21 protein-coding genes and 1 riboswitch are annotated in these 18,395 nt (G+C 64.0%); of the genes, 2 read left to right on the top strand and 19 right to left on the bottom strand.

The features are described 5' to 3' along the window. The first annotated feature begins 75 nt into the window (after positions 1-75). Complete coding sequence (locus ACF8GF_RS09270) at positions 76-336, top strand: DUF2798 domain-containing protein (RefSeq protein ID WP_176685477.1); 261 nt, start codon at positions 76-78, stop codon at positions 334-336. Between the two features lie 144 nt (positions 337-480). On the opposite strand, the gene ACF8GF_RS09265 is transcribed toward ACF8GF_RS09270, so the two are convergent. From ACF8GF_RS09265 to cobO, 15 genes are all read right to left on the bottom strand, one after another. Continuing rightward, positions 481-1,032 (bottom strand): glutathione peroxidase, encoded by a 552-nt coding sequence (locus ACF8GF_RS09265; RefSeq protein ID WP_014592086.1) that lies wholly within the window; start codon positions 1,030-1,032, stop codon positions 481-483. Positions 1,033-1,078: 46 nt separating this feature from the next. After that, the gene (locus ACF8GF_RS09260) at positions 1,079-1,201 is read right to left on the bottom strand and encodes a hypothetical protein (RefSeq protein WP_256122397.1); all 123 of its coding nucleotides are present in this window, start codon (positions 1,199-1,201) and stop codon (positions 1,079-1,081) included. Beyond that, positions 1,198-2,400, bottom strand: a complete 1,203-nt coding sequence (locus ACF8GF_RS09255) for an MFS transporter (protein WP_218115526.1) — start codon at positions 2,398-2,400, stop codon at positions 1,198-1,200. Before ACF8GF_RS09255 ends, ACF8GF_RS09260 begins: the two co-directional genes overlap by 4 nt. 63 nt (positions 2,401-2,463) lie before the next feature. Continuing rightward, positions 2,464-2,868 (bottom strand): MarR family winged helix-turn-helix transcriptional regulator, encoded by a 405-nt coding sequence (locus tag ACF8GF_RS09250; protein WP_084850372.1) that lies wholly within the window; start codon positions 2,866-2,868, stop codon positions 2,464-2,466. A 61-nt stretch (positions 2,869-2,929) separates the two neighbouring features. Further along, a complete protein-coding gene (locus ACF8GF_RS09245) occupies positions 2,930-4,045 on the bottom strand; it encodes a glycoside hydrolase family 5 protein (RefSeq protein ID WP_392460841.1) in 1,116 nt (371 codons plus the stop codon). A 219-nt stretch (positions 4,046-4,264) separates the two neighbouring features. Beyond that, positions 4,265-4,987 (bottom strand): adenosylcobinamide-GDP ribazoletransferase, encoded by a 723-nt coding sequence (locus ACF8GF_RS09240; RefSeq protein ID WP_392460833.1) that lies wholly within the window; start codon positions 4,985-4,987, stop codon positions 4,265-4,267. Between the two features lies 1 nt (position 4,988). Next, a complete protein-coding gene (locus ACF8GF_RS09235; protein ID WP_392460832.1) occupies positions 4,989-5,555 on the bottom strand; it encodes a histidine phosphatase family protein in 567 nt (188 codons plus the stop codon). Then, positions 5,552-6,607, bottom strand: a complete 1,056-nt coding sequence (gene cobT, locus ACF8GF_RS09230; protein WP_176685480.1) for a nicotinate-nucleotide--dimethylbenzimidazole phosphoribosyltransferase — start codon at positions 6,605-6,607, stop codon at positions 5,552-5,554. Before cobT ends, ACF8GF_RS09235 begins: the two co-directional genes overlap by 4 nt. Next, entirely contained in the window at positions 6,604-7,125 is a 522-nt protein-coding gene (gene cobU / locus ACF8GF_RS09225; RefSeq protein ID WP_176685481.1) for a bifunctional adenosylcobinamide kinase/adenosylcobinamide-phosphate guanylyltransferase, read from the bottom strand. The genes cobT and cobU overlap by 4 nt, the downstream gene beginning before the upstream one ends. A gap of 1 nt (position 7,126) precedes the next feature. Further along, a complete protein-coding gene (locus ACF8GF_RS09220) occupies positions 7,127-8,581 on the bottom strand; it encodes a cobyric acid synthase (protein ID WP_392488014.1) in 1,455 nt (484 codons plus the stop codon). Beyond that, entirely contained in the window at positions 8,578-9,570 is a 993-nt protein-coding gene (gene cobD / locus ACF8GF_RS09215) for a threonine-phosphate decarboxylase CobD (protein ID WP_392460830.1), read from the bottom strand. The genes ACF8GF_RS09220 and cobD overlap by 4 nt, the downstream gene beginning before the upstream one ends. Then, complete coding sequence (gene cbiB, locus ACF8GF_RS09210) at positions 9,563-10,471, bottom strand: adenosylcobinamide-phosphate synthase CbiB (protein WP_392488013.1); 909 nt, start codon at positions 10,469-10,471, stop codon at positions 9,563-9,565. Before cbiB ends, cobD begins: the two co-directional genes overlap by 8 nt. Further along, the gene (gene bluB, locus ACF8GF_RS09205) at positions 10,468-11,118 is read right to left on the bottom strand and encodes a 5,6-dimethylbenzimidazole synthase (RefSeq protein WP_392488012.1); all 651 of its coding nucleotides are present in this window, start codon (positions 11,116-11,118) and stop codon (positions 10,468-10,470) included. Before bluB ends, cbiB begins: the two co-directional genes overlap by 4 nt. Continuing rightward, the gene (locus ACF8GF_RS09200; protein ID WP_392460829.1) at positions 11,115-12,410 is read right to left on the bottom strand and encodes a cobyrinate a,c-diamide synthase; all 1,296 of its coding nucleotides are present in this window, start codon (positions 12,408-12,410) and stop codon (positions 11,115-11,117) included. Before ACF8GF_RS09200 ends, bluB begins: the two co-directional genes overlap by 4 nt. Further along, positions 12,407-13,018 (bottom strand): cob(I)yrinic acid a,c-diamide adenosyltransferase, encoded by a 612-nt coding sequence (cobO, locus tag ACF8GF_RS09195; protein ID WP_392488011.1) that lies wholly within the window; start codon positions 13,016-13,018, stop codon positions 12,407-12,409. The genes ACF8GF_RS09200 and cobO overlap by 4 nt, the downstream gene beginning before the upstream one ends. Before the next feature lie 119 nt (positions 13,019-13,137). Further along, a riboswitch (cobalamin riboswitch) is annotated at positions 13,138-13,359 on the bottom strand. A 269-nt stretch (positions 13,360-13,628) separates the two neighbouring features. Here cobO and ACF8GF_RS09190 point away from each other — a divergent pair. Continuing rightward, positions 13,629-14,936: a PQQ-dependent sugar dehydrogenase gene (locus ACF8GF_RS09190; protein WP_392460828.1), complete on the top strand. Its 1,308-nt coding sequence runs from the start codon at positions 13,629-13,631 to the stop codon at positions 14,934-14,936. Between the two features lie 55 nt (positions 14,937-14,991). Here ACF8GF_RS09190 and ACF8GF_RS09185 read toward each other — a convergent pair whose 3' ends face one another. From ACF8GF_RS09185 to ACF8GF_RS09170, 4 genes are all read right to left on the bottom strand, one after another. After that, positions 14,992-15,525, bottom strand: a complete 534-nt coding sequence (locus ACF8GF_RS09185) for a C40 family peptidase (RefSeq protein ID WP_176685488.1) — start codon at positions 15,523-15,525, stop codon at positions 14,992-14,994. 140 nt (positions 15,526-15,665) lie between these two features. Next, positions 15,666-16,304: a C40 family peptidase gene (locus tag ACF8GF_RS09180; protein ID WP_209964040.1), complete on the bottom strand. Its 639-nt coding sequence runs from the start codon at positions 16,302-16,304 to the stop codon at positions 15,666-15,668. Between the two features lie 127 nt (positions 16,305-16,431). After that, entirely contained in the window at positions 16,432-17,139 is a 708-nt protein-coding gene (gene hda / locus ACF8GF_RS09175; RefSeq protein WP_003252443.1) for a DnaA regulatory inactivator Hda, read from the bottom strand. Between the two features lie 180 nt (positions 17,140-17,319). Then, positions 17,320-18,393 (bottom strand): AI-2E family transporter, encoded by a 1,074-nt coding sequence (locus ACF8GF_RS09170; protein ID WP_176685489.1) that lies wholly within the window; start codon positions 18,391-18,393, stop codon positions 17,320-17,322. Between the last annotated feature and the right edge of the window lie 2 nt (positions 18,394-18,395).

Raw genomic sequence — 18,395 nt, 5'->3', positions numbered from 1 at the left:
CTCAATGCTGCGGGTCTACAGCTGCAGGCGTGCACGTTGCTAATCTGCGCTTCCACTCAGCTTTCAGGAGTTCGCATGAGCAACCTTTCCCGGTCGCGCGGTCGACGCAAATTACACCCGGTCGCTACCCCCTACGTTTTCGCGTTCTTCATGTCGTCGATCATGGCGCTGTTGATGTGCTTTGTGATCACGGCTGCCAATGCCGGGATTACCCCGGAGTATCTGGGCAATGTGCTCAAGGCCTATCAGCTGGCGATGCCGGTGGCATTTGTGTGTGTGCTGGTGGTCCGGCCGGTGGTGATGCGGCTGGTGGCGATTACCGTGCATGCACGGTGAAGTGGCCTGCAGCCAGCCACTTCCTGTTTTTGATCTTGATCTTCACGACTTCAGGAGACCTGCGCTCGGCCTCCTGAAGTCGCAATCTGCATCGCCTGAACTGCCTCGCACTTAGAAGCGGAAGTCGCAGCAAGATCAGCCTGGTTACTGCTGTGAGGCAATGGCCTTTTCGATAGCGGCGCGGAATGCGGGATCATCCGGTTTGGTCAGGCTGGAGAAGTTACCGATCACCTTGCCCTTGCGATCGACAACATACTTGTAGAAATTCCACTTCGGCGCACTGCTCTGGCTGGCCAGCTCCGCGAACAGCGGTATCGCATCCTTGCCCCGCACCGCCTGCGTCTTGGTCATGGTGAAGGTGACGCCGTAGTTGGCATAGCAAACCTTGGCAGTCTTCTCACTGTCGGCGTCTTCCTGCTTGAAGTCATTGGACGGCACGCCGAGCATTTCCAGCCCTTGCTCGTGATATTCCTTGTACGTCGCCTCAAGCCCCTCGAACTGCGGGGCAAAACCGCAATAACTGGCAGTGTTCACCACCACGAGCGGCTTGCCGGCAAAGCGTTCGCACAGCTCGACCTGCCCCTTGCCGCGCAATTCCGGCAGGCTGCCCTGCAACAACGCCGGGCAATCTGCTGCCCAGCTCGATGTACTGGCAAGCAGGGCCAGCACTGGCACCGTCAACCAATGTGCACGCATGACTCGTTTCTCCCGCATGACAACCCTTGAGCTTGCAGGGTAGCGCCTAACACACACTCATGCCCAGTTGCATCAGCGCCATCCCTCCCTGATGCCAGCCCCACCACACCAGTGCCAACAGCAACAGCGCGGCAACCGCCAACAGCCCGCGGAGCAGGTAGCGGTTCATGCTGCCTGGGCCTGAAGGCGTGCAACCGGGCGTTCGCGCACCGGCCAGTTAAGGGCAGCAGCCAGCAAGCTGAGCAGGATGGATATCTGCCAAACCAGGTCGTAGCTACCGGTGCGGTCATACACCACCCCACCCAGCCACCCCCCCAGGAACGCGCCCAACTGATGGAACAGGAACACGATACCGCCCAGCATGGACAGGTTACGCACCCCGAACACGGTGGCCACGGTACCATTGGTCAACGGTACCGTGGACAACCACAGCAGGCCCATGGCAATACCGAACAGATAAGCACTGAACTCGCTCACCGGCGCCCACAGGAACAGCACGATCACCACCGCGCGCAGCAGGTACAAACCGGTCAGCAGGCGCGGCTTGGACATGCGCCCGCCCAACCAGCCAGCGGTGAAGGTTCCGACGATGTTGAACAGGCCGACCAGCGCCAGCACTGTCGTACCGGTGGTCGCAGCCAGGTGCTGGTCAACCAGGTAGGCCGGCAGGTGCACGCCAATGAACACGACCTGGAAGCCACAGACAAAAAAGCCCAGCGCCAGCAACCAGAAGCCGGAGTGCGTGCACGCCTCGCGCAGCGCCTGGCCCAGGGTCTGCTCGGCACCGTGACTGGGTAACGGGCGATCGCGCAGCAGGCCGACGAAAGGCACGATGAACGCCACCATCAGCCCCAGCACCAGCAACGCTGCCGACCAGCCCAGCCACTGAATCAGACCAAGAGTGCCCGGCAACATGGCGAACTGGCCGAATGACCCGGCGGCGCTGGCGATCCCCATGGCCATACTGCGTTTTTCGGCCGGCACAGCACGCCCGACCACACCGAGGATGACCGAGAACGACGTGCCGGACAGGCCAATGCCGATCAGCAACCCCGCACTCAGCGATAACGACCAGGCCGAATCAGCCATGCCCATCAGGATCAAGCCGACGGCATAGAGAATACCGCCGATGATGACCACCCGCGCCGCGCCAAGCCGGTCGGCCAAGGCGCCAGCGAACGGCTGCGCCAGCCCCCAGATCAGGTTCTGCAGGGCAATGGCGAAGGCAAACACCTCACGCCCCCAGCCAAAATCAGCACTCATCGGCGCCAGGAACAGGCCGAAGCCGTGTCGTACGCCCAAAGACAGCGCCAGTATCAAGGCCGCCCCCACCAATACCCATCCGCTGGTTCGCCACACCGAAGTCATTTTCGTTATCTCCCGCTCATCGCAAGGTTTTGCGGGTATATACCCGCTTATAGTCGTATCGATTCAGGCCAGTTGTTTCAGCAGTCGCACCAGCTCATCCCGCTGCCCCACCCCGAGCCGTTCAACCAGCTCTTTCTGCGCCTGCTCCCAAGCTGGGTGGGCAACGTGCAACAGTTGCTTACCCGCTGCGGTCAACAGCACCACGCGGTTACGCTGGTCGTCGCCATCGCCCAGTGCTACCAGCCCATCCGCCTCCAGCACACGCAGATTACGGCCCAGGGTACTGCGCTCAAGTCCCATGGCTTCAGCCAGGACTGTGATGCTGGGTCGGTCGAGCCGTTGCAGGTGACGCAGCAGGGAAAACTGGGCGACATTGACCCCGAAGCCGGCAAGGGCTTCGTCGTAATGCCGGCTCACCCCGCGGGCGGCACGACGCAGGTGGGTACAGATGCATTCACTGGTCAGCATGGATACGTGTATATACCCGCATACTGACTGTTGCAAGAAGTTTCACAAGGGGTGAGAAGCGTCAGTCCGGGTTCAAGCGCCTGCGGATCGGCTCGAACTCAACCGTGGCCTTGCGCGCCAGGGGGTCTGGCGCGCCCTGCTCGACCGCCTGCCAGTAGCGCCACGGCACCTTCGCCGCGCCCAGTTCGTAGTCCATGCCATCCCAGTTGTCTTCACGGAAGCTATAGAACGCCCAGTGCAACCGGTTGCGATCCAGCACGACGAGTACATCTTCAAGATACTGCCGACAACCCGGCAACCTGCGCATGCAGCCAAACTCTCCCACCACCAGGCGAGAACGCGGCAGCCCCATGGCTTCGGCCCATGCCAGCGGCTGGCGCAGGTAGCGTTCGACGCGTTGCCCATCCCACAGCTGGGTCTGCCCGGCAAAAGGTACGGGGCCTGGATAGGCGATGGGATGCTTGCGCGCCATGTTCGGCGCACTGGTAGCGGCATAGGGCTCATACATGTGCACGCTGTACAGCACTCGCGCGTCTTCCAGCGGCGCCGGCCAGTAGCCGAACGCGTCTGCGCCAGCATACCAGCCAGCATCGACCATGATCGGCGTGTCAGCGTCTTCTTCGCGAATGGCCGCTATCAGTTGCCGGTACAGCAAGGGCAGATCGCGCGCACCGCCCTGCGCTTGCGCATACCACTGCTGCATCTGCCCGAGTTCGGCATGTTCATCCAGGCCACCCTGTTTCTCCGGTGCTGGCTCATTGATCAGGTTGTAGGCCGCGATGGCCGGATGACTTTTCAGTTCGCGCGCCATATCTCGCCAGAACGCCGCAGCCTGGGACCAGTAGCGTTTGTCTTGCCACAGGCGATCATCGAACTGGCCCTGGTTGTTTTGCGACCAGCGCATACCCGGTAGCGAGAGTGGCGCGATGACCACCTTGAGCCCCGCCTGGTGCGCCCGGTCGAGGGTGGCACGCAGCACCGCCAGGTCGGCTTCGGGCAGGCCGTCATAGGTATCGGCGCTGCCGAGGAGGAAATCACGTTTCACCGGTTGCCATTTGTCGTACGACAGCCGCACCCAGGTAGCGCCGTACCCCCTCAGGGCATCGAAGTAGGCCTGATCGGGTGGCAGCCGGTTGAAACTGTTGCCGCCGTGGCGTGGGGTGTCCCAGAACGCCATGAGATCTGCAGCAGTGGCTGGGAGGGTGGACAGGACCAATAGACTGGCAAAGATCCAGTGACGCACGGGAAGCCTACCTGATTGCTGGGGGGAGGCTGAGGATACGCCGACAAGCAAGAGGCAGGCGCTACCGGACCGTTTCTGGAAGTTACTGGCCCCCTCCCCCCCTATGGCCTGCTGCGAAAGCACTGCAAAGCGGCCCCGAAAGGGCCGTCCAGCTCAAAGCCCCAGCGCCAAACCGAGTACGACGGCCAGCTCCAGCAGCTCCAGCAACGCACCGGCGGTATCACCGGTGGTCCCGCCCAGGCGCCGGCACATCAGATGCCGCAACCAGGCAAACACCGCCAGCGCCAGCAGCACGCTCCATCCGCCCAGGAAGAGGCAGAACAGCCCACAAACCAGCAACACCCACCCCGCCGCGCACCGGGGCATATGTTCGGCCAACGCCTGGCCCAACCCGCCAGGTCGCACATAAGGTGTACAAAGGAACAGACCCAACATAGCCGCCCGCCCGATTAACGGCGCCAGCAGCAATTGCGCCCCGACGCCCTGCCCGACCAGCACCCACAATGCGCAAAACTTCAGCAGCAACACCAAGACCAGGGTGACCACGGCTATCGGCCCACTGCGCGGGTCTTTCATGATCAGCAAGGTGCGTTCACGGTCGCCGAAACCACCTAGCCAGGCGTCGGCACTGTCCGCCAGGCCATCCAGGTGCAAGGCACCACTGAGCAGTACCCACAACGTCAGCAGCAAAGCCGCGTGCAGCGGCGGCGGCGTGCCCTGAAGCAGATGGCTGGCCAACCACAGCAGCAAGCCGAACAGCAGCCCGACCAGCGGGTAGTACAGCAGCGAACGCCCCACCTCACGCGGTGCCGGCATGCCCGGCAGGCTAACCGGCAGGCTGCTGAGAAACTGCAAGGCGATCCAGAACGGCAACATCTCAGGGTGCCTCGACCAGTTGCCCATCGCCACCCGGCACCAGCCGCATCAACGCGCCATGGCCAACCTCGACCTGCAGCAACTGCTCCCTGGGCAAGCCACGGGCACGGGCCAGTAACAGCCGCATCACGCCACCATGGGTCACCAGCAGCACGCGCTTGCCGGCATGCTGAAGGCGCAAACGCTCGACAGCCGCCAGCACCCGTTCGGCAAACGCCTCGACCGGCTCGCCATTGGGCGGTGTGAAGGCGTAAGGGTCGGCCCAGAAACGGCCCAGTGCATCGGCCTGGTGCTCCATGATCTGCGCGGCACTTTGGCCCTCCCAATCACCGAAGTGCAGTTCCTGCAGGGCGGGCTCACGCTGCACTGGCAGGTTCAACTGCGCACCCAGCTCATCGGCGAAACGCCCACAGCGCTGCAGCGGCGAGCTGACCAGCACCTGCCATGGACCGGCGTCGGCCACGGCGCGGCGCATCTGCACCCAGCCCTTGTCGGTCAAGGCATCATCAAGGCTGCCACGCAGGCCGCCCTGTTCCGTTTCACCATGGCGCAGCAAGTCGAGGATCATGCCGGGCGGTCCGCCACCGCGGCCTCGGCAAAGGTCGCCATCTGCCCATGCAGCGCACAGGCCAGGCGCAACAGCGGCACCGCCAGGGCAGCGCCACTGCCCTCACCCAGACGCAAGCCCAAGGCCAGCAAGGGTTCGGCCTGCAGCGCAGCAAGCAAGGTCTTGTGGCCGGGCTCAGCGCCCTGGTGAGCGAACAACAACCAGGCCCGACACTGCGGGTTGAGGCGCACTGCCACGAGCGCAGCGACACTGCAGATAAAGCCATCCACCAGCACCGCGACACCCGCCTGCGCGCAACCGAGGTAGGCACCGGCCAACGCCGCGATCTCGAAACCGCCAACACAAGCCAGTGCCTGCAACGGGTCTTCAGCGCGCAAGCCATGCAGTCGCAGCGCCCTCTCGATGACTTCGGCCTTGTGCTGCACCCCGGCGTTGTCCAGGCCGGTGCCTGGGCCGCTCAGCGCCGACGCCGGGCACCCTAGCAGAACACTGGCCAAAGCGGCGGCGGCGGTGGTGTTACCAATGCCCATCTCACCACCGATGAACAGCTGTGCGCCCTGTTCGGCAGCGCGCTGGGCACTGTCGCGGCCGGCCTGCAAAGCCGCTTGCAGCTGGTTTGCGGTCATCGCGGGTTGGCGGGCAAAGTTGGCAGTACCGGTGCCCAGGCGCAGATGGCGCACGCCGGGCAGCTCCAGCTGCGCGTCAATGGTGCCCAGGTCGACCACGTCCAGGCTGGCCTGCAGCTGCCGCGCCAGCACACTGATCGCCGCGCCCCCGCCGACGAAGTTACATAGCATCTGCCCGGTCACCGCCTGCGGATAGGCCGAGATGCCCTCTTCGACCACGCCGTGGTCACCGGCAAAAATGCTGATGGCTACCTTATCCAGCGTTGGCCGTTCAAGCCCCTGAAGGCCAGCCAACTGAATGGCCAGCTCTTCAAGTTGGCCAAGCGAGCCAGCAGGTTTGGTCAGTTGCTGCTGACGGGCGCGGGCCTGGTCCATGGCGGCGTTGTCGAGGGGTTGGCAGGCGTCACGCCACCAGGCTTGGGTCATAGTGCAGGTCCTTTGAGGATTAAGGGCAGGCCGGCCACGGTCAACACGACACGCTGACAGCGTTCGGCCACGGCCTGGTGCAGCCAGCCGGCCAGGTCGACATAGCGCCGGGTCAGCTCGCCCATGGGTACGACGCCCAGGCCGGTTTCGTTACTGACCAGGATAAGGGTGCCAGGTAACTGCTCCAGGCACGCCAGCAGGGCATCACGCTCCTCGGCCAGGCGCTGGTCGTCGTCCAGCATCAACAAATTGGTCAGCCACAGGGTCAGGCAATCCACCAGCAGGCAGCGCCCTTCGGCCGCCTCGGCGCGCAGTACCGCAGCCAGGGCCAAGGGCTCTTCGATCAACCCCCAGTCATCCGGCCGACGCTGGCGATGCAGCAACACACGTTCGTTCATTTCACCATCCAGCGGCTGGCTGGTGGCGATGTAGGTCACCGGCAAGCCGCTGGCACTGGCCAACTGTTCAGCCAGGCGGCTTTTGCCAGACCGGGCACCACCGAGGATCAGGTTACGCATATCAGGCCACCCCACACAGCTGGCGCAATTGTGCGGTGTCCAGGTGCTTTTCCACCAGATCGGCCAGGCGCTCGATGTCGTGTTCGCGCAACGCTTCGTAGTCGATAACCTGCACATCCTCCAGCCCGGCCCAGCGCAATAGCGCGGCACACGACTGGCTGCCTTCGAACAGGCCATGCAGGTAGGTGGCGAGGATCTGGCCATCGGCACTGACTGCTCCATCATGGCGGCCATCAGCCAGTTGGACCGCGGGTTGCTCCAGAGCAGGCCCGGTGGTCACGCCAGCATGAATTTCATAACCGGTTACCGTTGCCGTCCCAAGGCTCAGTGTGCCGGCAACATTTCGCAGTTGCTTTTCGGCTTCGAGCACCGTGGCATAGTCGAGCAGGCCGAGCCCCAGGCTTGAACCTGCGGCCCCCTCCAGCCCCAGCGGATCATGCACTTCGCGCCCCAGCATCTGCAGGCCACCGCAGATACCGATCAGCTTGCCGCCATAACGCAGATGCCGCTCGATAGCCTTGTCCCAACCGCGCTCGCGCAGTTGTGCCAGGTCGCCGCGCACGCTCTTGGAGCCCGGCAAGATGATGAGGTCGGCAGCCGGAATCGGCTGGCCCGGGCCGATGAACTGCAAGTCCACCTGCGGGTGCAGGCGCAGCGGGTCGAAGTCGGTGTGGTTACTGATACGCGGCAGCACTGGCACGATCACCTTGAGCACACGCGCGTGCTTGACGCCCTGGCGCACATCGATGCCGTCTTCGGCTTCCAGGTGCAGGTCAGTAACGTAAGGCAGGACGCCCAGCACCGGTTTGCCGGTGCGTTGTTCCAGCCAGTCCAGCCCTGGCTGCAGCAGGGCGATATCGCCACGGAAGCGGTTGATGACAAAACCTTTGACCCGCGCCTGTTCAGTGGGCGACAGCAATTCCAGCGTGCCCACCAGATGGGCGAACACTCCACCTCGGTTGATGTCGGCCACCAGGATCACCGGGCAATCCACCGCCTCGGCAAAGCCCATGTTGGCGATATCGCCGGCACGCAGGTTGATCTCAGCCGGCGAGCCCGCGCCCTCGACCATGACCACCGGGTACGCGGCACTCAGGCGCTGGTGAGAAGCCAGCACAGCCTGCATGGCCGTGGTCTTGTAGTCGTGGTAGGCCACTGCATTCATGCTGGTGACCGCGCGACCGTGGATGATGACCTGGGCGCCGGTGTCGCTGTTGGGCTTGAGCAGCACCGGGTTCATGTCGGTGTGCGGCTGTAGCCGGCAGGCCTGGGCCTGCACCGCCTGGGCACGGCCGATTTCACCGCCATCAGCCGTCACCGCGCTGTTCAGCGCCATGTTCTGTGGCTTGAATGGCACCACAGCGACACCCTGGCGCAACAGCCAGCGGCACAACGCGGTCACCAGTGTGCTCTTGCCTGCGTCGGAGGTGGTGCCTTGCACCATGAGGGTCGTCATGCCGTTTCCTTTTGATAAGCCGCCAAGGCGTGGGCCAGGCGCTGTTCGTCCGCGGCGCAGGCAGGCAACCCCAGGCGCACGGCCGCTGGCTGTTCGAACAACCGTACAAGGATGCCGCGCCGGGCGAGAAATTCATGCAGTCGCGCAGCGTGCTCGCTACGCACGTACTGGAACAGGTCGCAGCCGCCGCTGGGCGCCAGGCCGGCCCTGCGCAACATGTGCGCAAGCCGCTGGCTGGCAGCAGCACAGCGTTCGGCCTGCGCACGCTGGGCAGCTTGATCAGCCAGACTGGCCTGGGCCAGTACCCGGGTCGGGCCATTGACCGTCCAGGGTCCGAGCAGCTCGGCCAGGCGCAGCAGCAAGCTGCGTTCGGCGGCAACGAAGCCCAGGCGCACGCCGGCCAGGCCGAAGAACTTGCCAAACGAGCGCAGCACGATCAGTCCCGGGCGTTCGGCGCAGTCCACCACGCTGTCCGCCGGGGTGTTATCCATGAATGCTTCGTCGACCAGCAGCCAGCCACCGCGGGCAGCCAGGCGAGCATGCCAAGCCAGCAGACGTTCGCGCGATACCCGGTGGCCGGTCGGGTTGTTGGGGTTCACCAGCACCAGCACGTCGAGGCCGTCGAGCGCAGCCTCAACTTGCGCTTCATCCAGCGCCAGCAGTTGGTGCCCCGCCCGTTGCCAGGCATAGGGATGTTCGGCATAGCACGGCGTCAGCACGCCTACCCGGGCGGCTGTACGCAGCAGCGGCAAGGCCTGGATCGCGGCCTGGGAGCCGGCGACCGGCAGCAACTGGCGGGCGCCGTAATACGCGCGCGCGGCGTCCTCCAGGCCGTCCTCGGTTTCCGGCAGACGGGCCCAGGCGTCGACGGGAATCGGCGGGATCGGGAATGGCCAGGGCGCAATGCCGCTGGACAGGTCGAGCCACTGCTCACGGGGGATACCGTATTGCTGCACCGCGCGAAGCAGGCGGCCACCATGTTCAAGCATTGATATAGGCCCCCAGGCAAATCACCAGCAGCCACAGCCACACGCCGCGCTGCACCAGTTGCCAGCCGCGCTCGATGGCATCGGCATCAGCCACTGGCCCCTCGCCCAGGCGCGGCCGCTCATGCAGTTCGCCGTGGTACACCGCCGGGCCACCCAGCGCCACGCCCAGCGCACCGGCGCCAGCAGCCATCACCGGCCCGGCGTTGGGGCTGTCCCACAGCGGCCCCTGCTTGCGCCAGCAGGCCAGGGCCAGACGAGTTTTGCCCAACAGGGCATACGTCAGGGCCACCAGCCTTGCAGGTATATAGTTGAGCACATCGTCGATGCGCGCCGCGCACCAGCCAAAGCGCTCGAAACGTTCGTTACGGTAACCCCACATGGCATCCAGCGTGTTGCTAAGGCGGTACAGCACCACGCCGGGCGCACCGGCCACCACAAACCAGAACAACGCGGCGAACACTGCATCGCTGCCGTTCTCCAGCACCGACTCGGTGGCCGCTCGGGCCACCGCTGGTTCGTCCAGTTCGCACGTTTCGCGGCTGACCAGGTAGCCAACCCGGCGCCGCGCCTCCGCCAGATCGCCCTGGCGCAAAGCGTTGGCCACCGGCAGCACATGCTCGCCCAGGCTGCGCAGCCCCACGGCGCAGTAAAGCGCCAGCACGTCAACCAGCCAGCCGATATACGGCAGCCACGAAAGGATCAGTGCCACCAGGGTCAGCGGCACCACCGCCAGGAACCACGCACTCACGCCGTGGCTGCGCCAGCCACGCCCGCCAGCATTCAGACGGCGCTCAAGGTTGCCGGCCATGTTGCCGAAGGCCACCAAGGGGTGGCGGCGCTGTGGTTCGCCCAGCAAGGCGTCCAGGGCCACCCCGGCCACGGTCAGCAAGGCCACGCTCATTGACGCTCTCCCCATTGGTTTTCGTAAAGCATTTCACTCAGGGGCCGCTCTTCGGCCCAGCTTTCCTGCACCAACATCGGCACCGGATAGAACTCGGCGACCGGCCCAAGGCACAGTACCGCCACCGGCTTGGCACCGCCGGGCATGCCCAGCAACGTGGCCAACGCCTGCGGGTCGAACAGCGACACCCAGCCCATGCCCAGCCCTTCGCCACGCGCGGCCAGCCACAGGTTCTGGATGGCACAGGCCAGCGAGGCCAGGTCCATCTCCGGCAGGGTGCGGCGGCCGAAGATGTGTGGTTCGCGGTTGTCCATCAAGGCCGCCACCAGCAGCTCGGCACAATCGTTTATGCCCTCCACTTTCAGCTTCATGAAGGCATCGGATCGCTCGCCCAATGCCTCGGCCGTGCGTATCCGCTCCGCCTCCACCAAGGCCTGGACGCGCCCGCGCAGGTCACGCCGGGTGATACGGATAAATCGCCACGGCTGCATAAGCCCCACACTGGGCGCCTGATGCGCGGCGGCCAGCAGGCGGCCAAGCAGCTCGGGCGCTACCTGGCCACCGGCGAAATGGCGCATGTCGCGGCGCTCGCCGATGGCCCGGTAGATTGCGGCGCGCTCGGCGTCGCTATAGGCGTGATCATTCATGGTCGCAACAGCGCCGCCGCCGCATCCGGGCAGGAAGGGAAATAGAAGTGCACGTAGGAGGCCGTGAGCCGGCCCAGACGATAAACCGCCTCGTTGCCTCGCCCACCGTTGGGGCTCAGACCGCGGGCAATCGGTTCCAGCGCAGTACTGGTCAGCGAATGGTGATAGGTGTGACCGCGCAAGGTCCCTTCCGGCAGCTCCACCGCCTGCAGCGCCAGGGCGGCCAGGCGCTTCTGCATGGTCGCCTCGCCCGGCAGCAGGCCGAGCAGTTCGGCACGTTCACCGGCCACGTCAGTCAAGGCATCGAGCAGGTACAGCATGCCGCCGCACTCGGCCAGCAATGGCTTGCCCTGCGCGTGGTGGGCGCGGATCGCTTCGCACATCGGTGCGTTGGCGGCCAGCGCATGGTGATGCAGCTCTGGATAACCACCCGGCAGATACAGGCTGTCTACTGCCGGCAGTTCGCGGTCGTGCAGCGGCGAGAAGAACACCAGCCTGGCACCAAGGTTGCGCAGCAGGTCGAGGTTAGCGCCATACGTGAAGGCGAACGCTTCGTCCCGCGCCACGCCAATGCGCACACCGGCCAGCGAGGCAACGCAGGCTTGCGGTTCGGGTTCGGCAAAGCTTACTGGCGGCGGCAACGCCGCATCGCAACTGGCGCCCAGCGCTTCGGCAGCAGCGTCCAGCCGGGTGTCCAGGTCATTCAGCTCGCTGGCCTGCACCAGGCCCAGGTGGCGGCTAGGCAGCTCGATGCCGCGCTCGCGGGACAAGCCGCCATACCAGCGCAAGCCTTCGGTCAGGCTGCCTTCCAGCAGTTGCGCATGGCGCAGGCTACCGACCCGATTGGCCAGCACGCCGGCGAACGGCAGGTCGGCCTGGTACCGCGCCAAGCCCAGGGCCAGGGCGCCGAAGGTCTGGGCCATGGCTGTGCCGTCGATCACCGCCAGCACCGGCACGCCAAAGTGGCGCGCCAGGTCGGCGCTCGAAGGGGTGCCGTCGAACAGCCCCATCACCCCTTCGATGAGGATCAGGTCAGCTTCGCCGGCTGCTTCCCACAGCAGACGACGGCTTTCCTCCGCACCGATCATCCACAGATCCAGCTGATACACCGGCGCGCCACTGGCCCGTTCGAGAATCATCGGGTCAAGAAAGTCGGGCCCGCACTTGAACACCCGCACCTTGCGCCCGAGGTTGCGGTGCAGGCGGGCCAGGGCAGCAGTGACGGTTGTCTTGCCCTGGCCAGAGGCCGGTGCCGCGATCAACACGGCGGGGCAGTGGCGCGATCGACTCACAGTTCGACGCCTTTCTGCGCGCGGATACCAGCCAGGAAGGCATGCTTGAGCATACCCATTTCGGTCACGGTATCAGCCAGTTCGATCATCTCGGGCTTCGCAGCGCGGCCAGTGACAATCACATGCTGCATGGGCGGGCGGGCCTGAATGTCGGACAGTACCTGGTCCAGGTCGAGGTAACCATGCTTGAGCGCGATGTTGAGCTCGTCCAGCACCACGAACTGCACACCTGGGTCCTGCAGCAACTGGCGCGACACCGCCCAGGCGGCTTGCGCGGCAGCGATGTCACGCTGGCGGTCCTGGGTTTCCCAGGTAAAGCCCTCGCCCATCACGTGGTAGCGCACCTGTTCGGGGAAGCGACGGAAGAACAGCTCCTCGCCGGTGCTGTTGCGCCCTTTGATGAACTGCACCACACCGCATTGCATGCCGTGGCCCAAGGCGCGCGCGAGCATGCCGAAGGCCGAACTGCTCTTGCCCTTGCCGTTGCCGGTCAGCACCAGCAGCAGGCCACATTCGTTAGGGGAATTGGCGATGCGTTCGTCGATGACCGCCTTCTTGCGCTGCATGCGCGCCAGGTGGCGTTCGTCGCGTTCGGTGGATTCGCTCATCAGGGTTCTCCGCTGGCTGGCACCACGGCAATGCGCGGCGACAGGTAATAGGCAGGCAAACGGAGAGCGCGCAGAGGCCATGGCAGGAAGCCACGGTGCACCGCGCATCACCCTCCGTGATGCCGTTGGCAGTATCAGGCCGGTCTCCGGGCTTGTGAGTGGGCCTCGGCCCTGGCCTGCGCGCCTTCCCGGATGCTGGCATCCAGTGGCCCTGCGCGGCCTTTTACTCATCCACCGTTGCGGGGGCAGCGCCGGAATCGCGCCATGCTGGCACCCACCGGCTTCCCAGTTTCACCCTGCCCAGTCGGGGCTGGCAGGGCACCTGAAACACGCCGCGAAGGTTAGAGGGTTGTACCGGGAGCGTCAATCGAAGCGGGTGACGCCGCCAAAGTATGCCTGGCCCGCTCTGAACGCCCGGCCCCTGCGCTGCGCCCGGCCTTCCGAAGTAGCAATCTGCGTTGCCTGAACTACCGTGCACTTAGATGCAAAAGTCGAGGCACGAGCAAGAACAAGCCTCTCAGAGGCTGCTGGATCGACGGGGGCGCCGAGGGGAACCCGACGACCCCAGCCCCCTCTCAGTTCAACAGGCCTTCTTTGGAGGACGCCGCCTATGAAATGCCTCATGCCTTGGTTAATCGCAGCCAGCCTGGCAGGCTGCGGCGAGACGGCGCTGCTGGACGTGCGCGAGGGCAGCGGACCAACGCCCAAGCTGCCTGCCCCTGTCACGACCTTGATCCCCACCGTAAATATCGCCCCCGCAGTCGGCTGGCCCAAGGGTATGAAGCCGACCGCAGCACCTGGCACCCAAGTCGCAGCGTTCGCCAAAAGCCTCGATCACCCACGCTGGCTCTATTTGCTGCCCAACGGCGATGTGCTGGTGGCCGAGACCAACGCGCCGGCCAAACCCGAAGATGGCAAGGGCATTCGCGGCTGGGTCATGGGCAAGGCGATGAAACGTGCCGGCGCTACCGTACCCAGTGCCAACCGTATCACCCTGCTGCGCGATGCCGATCAGGATGGCGTGGCAGAAGTCCGCAGCGTTTTCATCAAAGGCCTCAACTCCCCCTTCGGCATGACACTGGTGGGCAAGAACTTGTACGTGGCGGAAACAGACAGGCTGCTGCGCTTTCACTATGAATCTGGCGCCCTACAGATTGACGATGAAGGCCACCCGGTGACCGAGCTACCCGGCGGCCCTCTGAACCACCACTGGACCAAGAACGTGATCGCAAGCCCTGATGGCAGGAAGCTCTACGTGACGGTTGGCTCGAACAGCAACGTGGGGGAAAACGGCATGGACAAGGAGCAAGGGCGTGCCGCGATCTGGGAGATAGACCCCGCCAGCGGCAAGCACCGGCTGTTCGCCACCGGCTTGCGCAACCCCAACGGACTGGCCTGGGAGCCGCACAGCGAAGTGTTGTGGACAGCGGTCAACGAGCGTGACGAACTCGGCAGCGACCTGGTGCCGGACTATATCACCTCGGTGAAAGACGGCGGCTTCTATGGCTGGCCCTACAGTTACTATGGGCAACACGTAGACCAACGAGTACACCCGCAGGCCCCGCAAAAGGTGGCCGAGGCACTGGTGCCGGACTATGCGGTCGGCCCGCATACTGCATCCCTAGGGCTGGCATTCATCGGACCCGGCGTGTTGCCGCCGCCTTTCGAACAAGGGGCATTGGTGGGCCAGCACGGGTCGTGGAACCGCAAACCACACAGTGGCTACAAAGTGCTGTTCGTGCCCTTCGACGGATCAGGCAAACCTGCGGGCCGCCCCATAGACCTGCTAACGGGCTTTCTCGATAGAGAAGGCAAGGCGATGGGTCGGCCGGTGGGCGTGATCCAGGACGGTCAAGGCGGGATACTGGTGGCCGACGATGTCGGCAATGTGATCTGGCGGGTGAGCAAAGCCCCCTGAATCTCGGCAGCCTGTATCGGTCCCGAGCTCAGCGGGGCCGATACAGGTATCGATATCAGGGATTCTGCGCCAGATGCCCTTGAGGAATCACCCGCTTGGCCTGCAGGTAGGCCTTGGCCCAGTAGCTGTTTGACAGGTAGTCCAGGCGCACGGTGCCACCGGTGGACGGTGCATGCACGAAGCGCCCGTCCCCTACATAGATGCCCGCATGGCTGACCTGCGAGCCACCATTGGTGGCGAAGAACACCAGGTCACCGGACTGCAGTGAACTGGCATCCACCGTCGGTGCGCGCATGACGATCATCTCTCGCGTCGAGCGCGGCAGACTGATGCCTGCAGCATCACGGTACACGTATTTGATCAGGCCGCTGCAGTCGAAGCCGGAGTCCGGCGTATTGCCACCCCAACGATAAGGCGTGCCAACCAGACCAATGGCACGAATCAGCACGTCATCGGCAACCGGCGAAGGATTGGGCTGGCTATAGGTAACCTGCGGCTGTACCACCGGGGCCGGCGCAGGCGCACGGCTGGAGCATGCAGCCAGCAAGGCTGCCAAGGAGAGAAATGCGAAGCGCGCCATTTTTACCATGGCCAGAACATCCTGTCTGAGACCGCTGCGCTGCAGCCGAAAAGAGTTGAGAATTTAGATTAGACGCTTTCTGTAAATGCGCACGGCGGTGTGCTTTTTTTCAAAGCATCACCGCCGCGGCAGGGTACATCATTTTGATATCAGTTGCGCGCGATGTTGGTCGGCGCCATGGCCAAGGCTCGCTTGGCTTCGATGAAGGTCTTGCTCCAATAGCGATCACCGAGGTTGTCGATGCGTACACCGCCGCTGCGGCGGCTGCTGGAGTGGATGAACTGGTTGTCACCCAGGTAGATACCGGCATGGCTCACCCGGCCGCGGCCATTGGTGCTGAAGAACAGCAAGTCACCTGGCTTGAGTTTGTTGCGGGCCACTTTAGGCGCATCGACCTTGATCATTTCACGCGTGGAGCGCGGCAGCGTCATGCCCGCCTCTTCGCGGAACAGGTAACCGATGAAGCCACTGCAGTCGAAGCCGGATTTTTCCGAGGTACCACCGAAGCGGTAGCGAGTGCCGATCAACGACATACCGCGCTCGAGAATGCTGTCAGCCAGAACGGGCAGTTGGTAAGGCTTGCTGCCGGAGAAAGACGAAAGGTCATCTTCGGTGGCCAGCTCTTCCGGCTCACCGAATACCGCCGAGGAAGAGGCTTTGGCCTTGATAGCCGATTGTGCGGTGACCGGGGTGTGATCCTGAGGCTGAGATACCGGGCCTTGGGCCGCGCAGCCAAAAAGAAGGGTCACGAGTGCGAGTGGCACGAGGGGTGCGAAGCGCTTCAGCATGGGCACGACCGTGTCTGTAATCCTTTAGAAGGGTGAGACTATGCCCTCTATCATGGCCATTTGCAAATTTTATCGAAAAAGATGTGACTTTTTTGCGCCACCGCTCTGGCCCAGTGTTTTCAGGGGGTTACCAGCCGAGGGTTTCCTTGAGAAAAGGAATGGTGAGCTTGCGTTGTGCCTGCAGCGACGCCTGATCGAGGCGCTCGAGCAAGTCGAACAACGCGCTCATGCTCCGCGCCCCGCGGGTGAGGATGAAATGGCCGACTTCGTCGGTCAGGTGCAGGCCACGGCGCGAAGCACGCAGCTGCAACGCGCGCAGCTTGTCTTCATCAGACAGGCCGCGCATCTGGAACACCAGGGCCAGGGTCAAGCGCGACTTCAGGTCCGGCAGCTTGATCGGCAGCTCGCGCGGTGATGCCGAGGCTGCCAGCAGCAAGCGGCGGCCGCTGTCGCGCAGGCGGTTGAACAGGTGGAACATGGCCTCTTCCCAATCAGCCTTGCCGGCGATCACATGCAAATCGTCGATGCACACCAGTTCGTACTGGGCCAGGTAGTCGAGCAGTTCTACGCCGCGATCGAGCAGTTGCGCCAGTGGCAGGTAGACAGCAGGTTCGCCACGTTGCTGGAAGCGATGGGTGGCGGCCTGCAGCAGGTGGGAACGGCCAACACCTTGTTTGCCCCACAGGTAGATAAGGCTCTCGGTCCAGCCGGCGTCGGCTTCGCATAACCGCTCGACGTAACCCAATGCCGCAGCATTGGCGCCCGGATAGTAGTTGATGAAGGTGGCGTCATCGCGCAGGCGCACACCCAGGGGCAACTGGATCGGTGGTTTCATGCTCGCGGGCGGTCGGCAGGACCGCGGGGGGCCTTTGGTGAACAATGTGCAAAGTCTATACCTGCAACGCGGGGCGCACAATCTCGACTGCGGATAGGGCAAGCAAAATCAACAAGTTGCGTTTTGCAAGCGACCTGCGGATGCGGGGCGCGAAAAGGCTCAAGACAAAACGCGTGGCGTTCAAAGCTCCGGGTCGATATTTCCGGCGTACATGTCCGATTCCTTGTACAGAGCATGCACATGCCGCAGCAGCACCATGATCACCGCCGCCACCGGCAGCGCCAGCAGCACGCCGGTAAAGCCGAACAGTTCACCACCCGCGAGGATGGCAAAGATGACCGCAACCGGGTGCAGGCCGATGCGATCGCCCACCAGCAGCGGGGTCAGTACCATACCCTCCAGCGCCTGCCCGACCATGAACACCGCAACGATGCCCAGCATCGGGTACAGGTCGCCACCAAACTGGAACAGGCCGGCCACCAGCGCGGCACCAATGCCAATGATGAAGCCCATGTATGGCACGATGGCCGCAAGACCTGCAAGCATGCCGATCAGCAGACCGAGCTCGAGCCCCACCAGCATAAGGCCGGCTGAATAGATGATGCCCAGGGCCAGCATCACCATCAGTTGCCCGCGCACGAATGCGCCCAGCACTTCATGGCATTCACCTGCCAGGCCCATCACTTGCGTCTCGCGCTGGCGCGGCAGCAGGCTGCGCAGCTTGCCCATCATCAGGTCCCAATCGCGCAGCAGATAGAAGCCCACTACCGGGATCAGCACCATGTTGGCCAGCCAGGCCACCAACGCCAGGCCTGAGGCGGTAGCCTGGGACAGCAGCATGCTGACGATATCGGTGGTCTGCCCCATGTGCGCGCCGATGGCGGCCTTGATCTTGTCGAATTTCCAGAAACCATCGGCCAGGCCAAGGCGGCCCTGTACCCACGGCAGCGCTACATGCTCAAGCCAGTCGAGCACCTGCGGCGCCAATTCGTACAGGCGCACCAACTGCTTGGCCAGCATCGGCACAAGCACCAGCAACAAGGCCAATAGCACCAGGGTGAACAGGCCGAACACCACCACTACACCCCAGGTACGCGATAGCCCCAGGCGCTCGAGGCGATCGACCAGCGGGTCGGCCAGGTAGGCCAGCATGATGCCAACCAGGAACGGCGTAAGAATATTGTGCAGGCTATAAAGCAGCACAGCGATCAGCAGCGCAACACCCAGCCAGATCCAGCGACGCATGTCAGTCACGG

Source organism: Pseudomonas sp. yb_5, from assembly GCF_043103865.1.
In the GTDB taxonomy this organism is placed as follows: domain Bacteria; phylum Pseudomonadota; class Gammaproteobacteria; order Pseudomonadales; family Pseudomonadaceae; genus Aquipseudomonas; species Aquipseudomonas putida_Y.
Note: the sequence above shows the minus strand (reverse complement) of the source record. Positions and strands in the feature narration are given on the sequence as shown.

What these genes read in the sequence shown, in the direction of transcription:
- ACF8GF_RS09255 (WP_218115526.1), bottom strand. Translation starts at nt 2,400, where the DNA reads ATGACTTCGGTGTGGCGAACCAGCGGATGGGTATTGGTGGGGGCGGCC.
- cobD (WP_392460830.1), bottom strand. Translation starts at nt 9,570, where the DNA reads ATGCTTGAACATGGTGGCCGCCTGCTTCGCGCGGTGCAGCAATACGGT.
- ACF8GF_RS09235 (WP_392460832.1), bottom strand. Translation starts at nt 5,555, where the DNA reads ATGATCCTCGACTTGCTGCGCCATGGTGAAACGGAACAGGGCGGCCTG.
- ACF8GF_RS09185 (WP_176685488.1), bottom strand. Translation starts at nt 15,525, where the DNA reads ATGGTAAAAATGGCGCGCTTCGCATTTCTCTCCTTGGCAGCCTTGCTG.
- ACF8GF_RS09260 (WP_256122397.1), bottom strand. Translation starts at nt 1,201, where the DNA reads ATGAACCGCTACCTGCTCCGCGGGCTGTTGGCGGTTGCCGCGCTGTTG.
- cobO (WP_392488011.1), bottom strand. Translation starts at nt 13,018, where the DNA reads ATGAGCGAATCCACCGAACGCGACGAACGCCACCTGGCGCGCATGCAG.
- hda (WP_003252443.1), bottom strand. Translation starts at nt 17,139, where the DNA reads ATGAAACCACCGATCCAGTTGCCCCTGGGTGTGCGCCTGCGCGATGAC.
- ACF8GF_RS09240 (WP_392460833.1), bottom strand. Translation starts at nt 4,987, where the DNA reads ATGTTGCCGTTCTGGATCGCCTTGCAGTTTCTCAGCAGCCTGCCGGTT.
- ACF8GF_RS09250 (WP_084850372.1), bottom strand. Translation starts at nt 2,868, where the DNA reads ATGCTGACCAGTGAATGCATCTGTACCCACCTGCGTCGTGCCGCCCGC.
- ACF8GF_RS09245 (WP_392460841.1), bottom strand. Translation starts at nt 4,045, where the DNA reads ATGGCGTTCTGGGACACCCCACGCCACGGCGGCAACAGTTTCAACCGG.
- bluB (WP_392488012.1), bottom strand. Translation starts at nt 11,118, where the DNA reads ATGAATGATCACGCCTATAGCGACGCCGAGCGCGCCGCAATCTACCGG.
- ACF8GF_RS09265 (WP_014592086.1), bottom strand. Translation starts at nt 1,032, where the DNA reads ATGCGTGCACATTGGTTGACGGTGCCAGTGCTGGCCCTGCTTGCCAGT.
- ACF8GF_RS09190 (WP_392460828.1), top strand. Translation starts at nt 13,629, where the DNA reads ATGAAATGCCTCATGCCTTGGTTAATCGCAGCCAGCCTGGCAGGCTGC.
- cobT (WP_176685480.1), bottom strand. Translation starts at nt 6,607, where the DNA reads ATGACCCAAGCCTGGTGGCGTGACGCCTGCCAACCCCTCGACAACGCC.
- cobU (WP_176685481.1), bottom strand. Translation starts at nt 7,125, where the DNA reads ATGCGTAACCTGATCCTCGGTGGTGCCCGGTCTGGCAAAAGCCGCCTG.
- ACF8GF_RS09180 (WP_209964040.1), bottom strand. Translation starts at nt 16,304, where the DNA reads ATGCTGAAGCGCTTCGCACCCCTCGTGCCACTCGCACTCGTGACCCTT.
- ACF8GF_RS09270 (WP_176685477.1), top strand. Translation starts at nt 76, where the DNA reads ATGAGCAACCTTTCCCGGTCGCGCGGTCGACGCAAATTACACCCGGTC.
- ACF8GF_RS09220 (WP_392488014.1), bottom strand. Translation starts at nt 8,581, where the DNA reads ATGACGACCCTCATGGTGCAAGGCACCACCTCCGACGCAGGCAAGAGC.
- cbiB (WP_392488013.1), bottom strand. Translation starts at nt 10,471, where the DNA reads ATGAGCGTGGCCTTGCTGACCGTGGCCGGGGTGGCCCTGGACGCCTTG.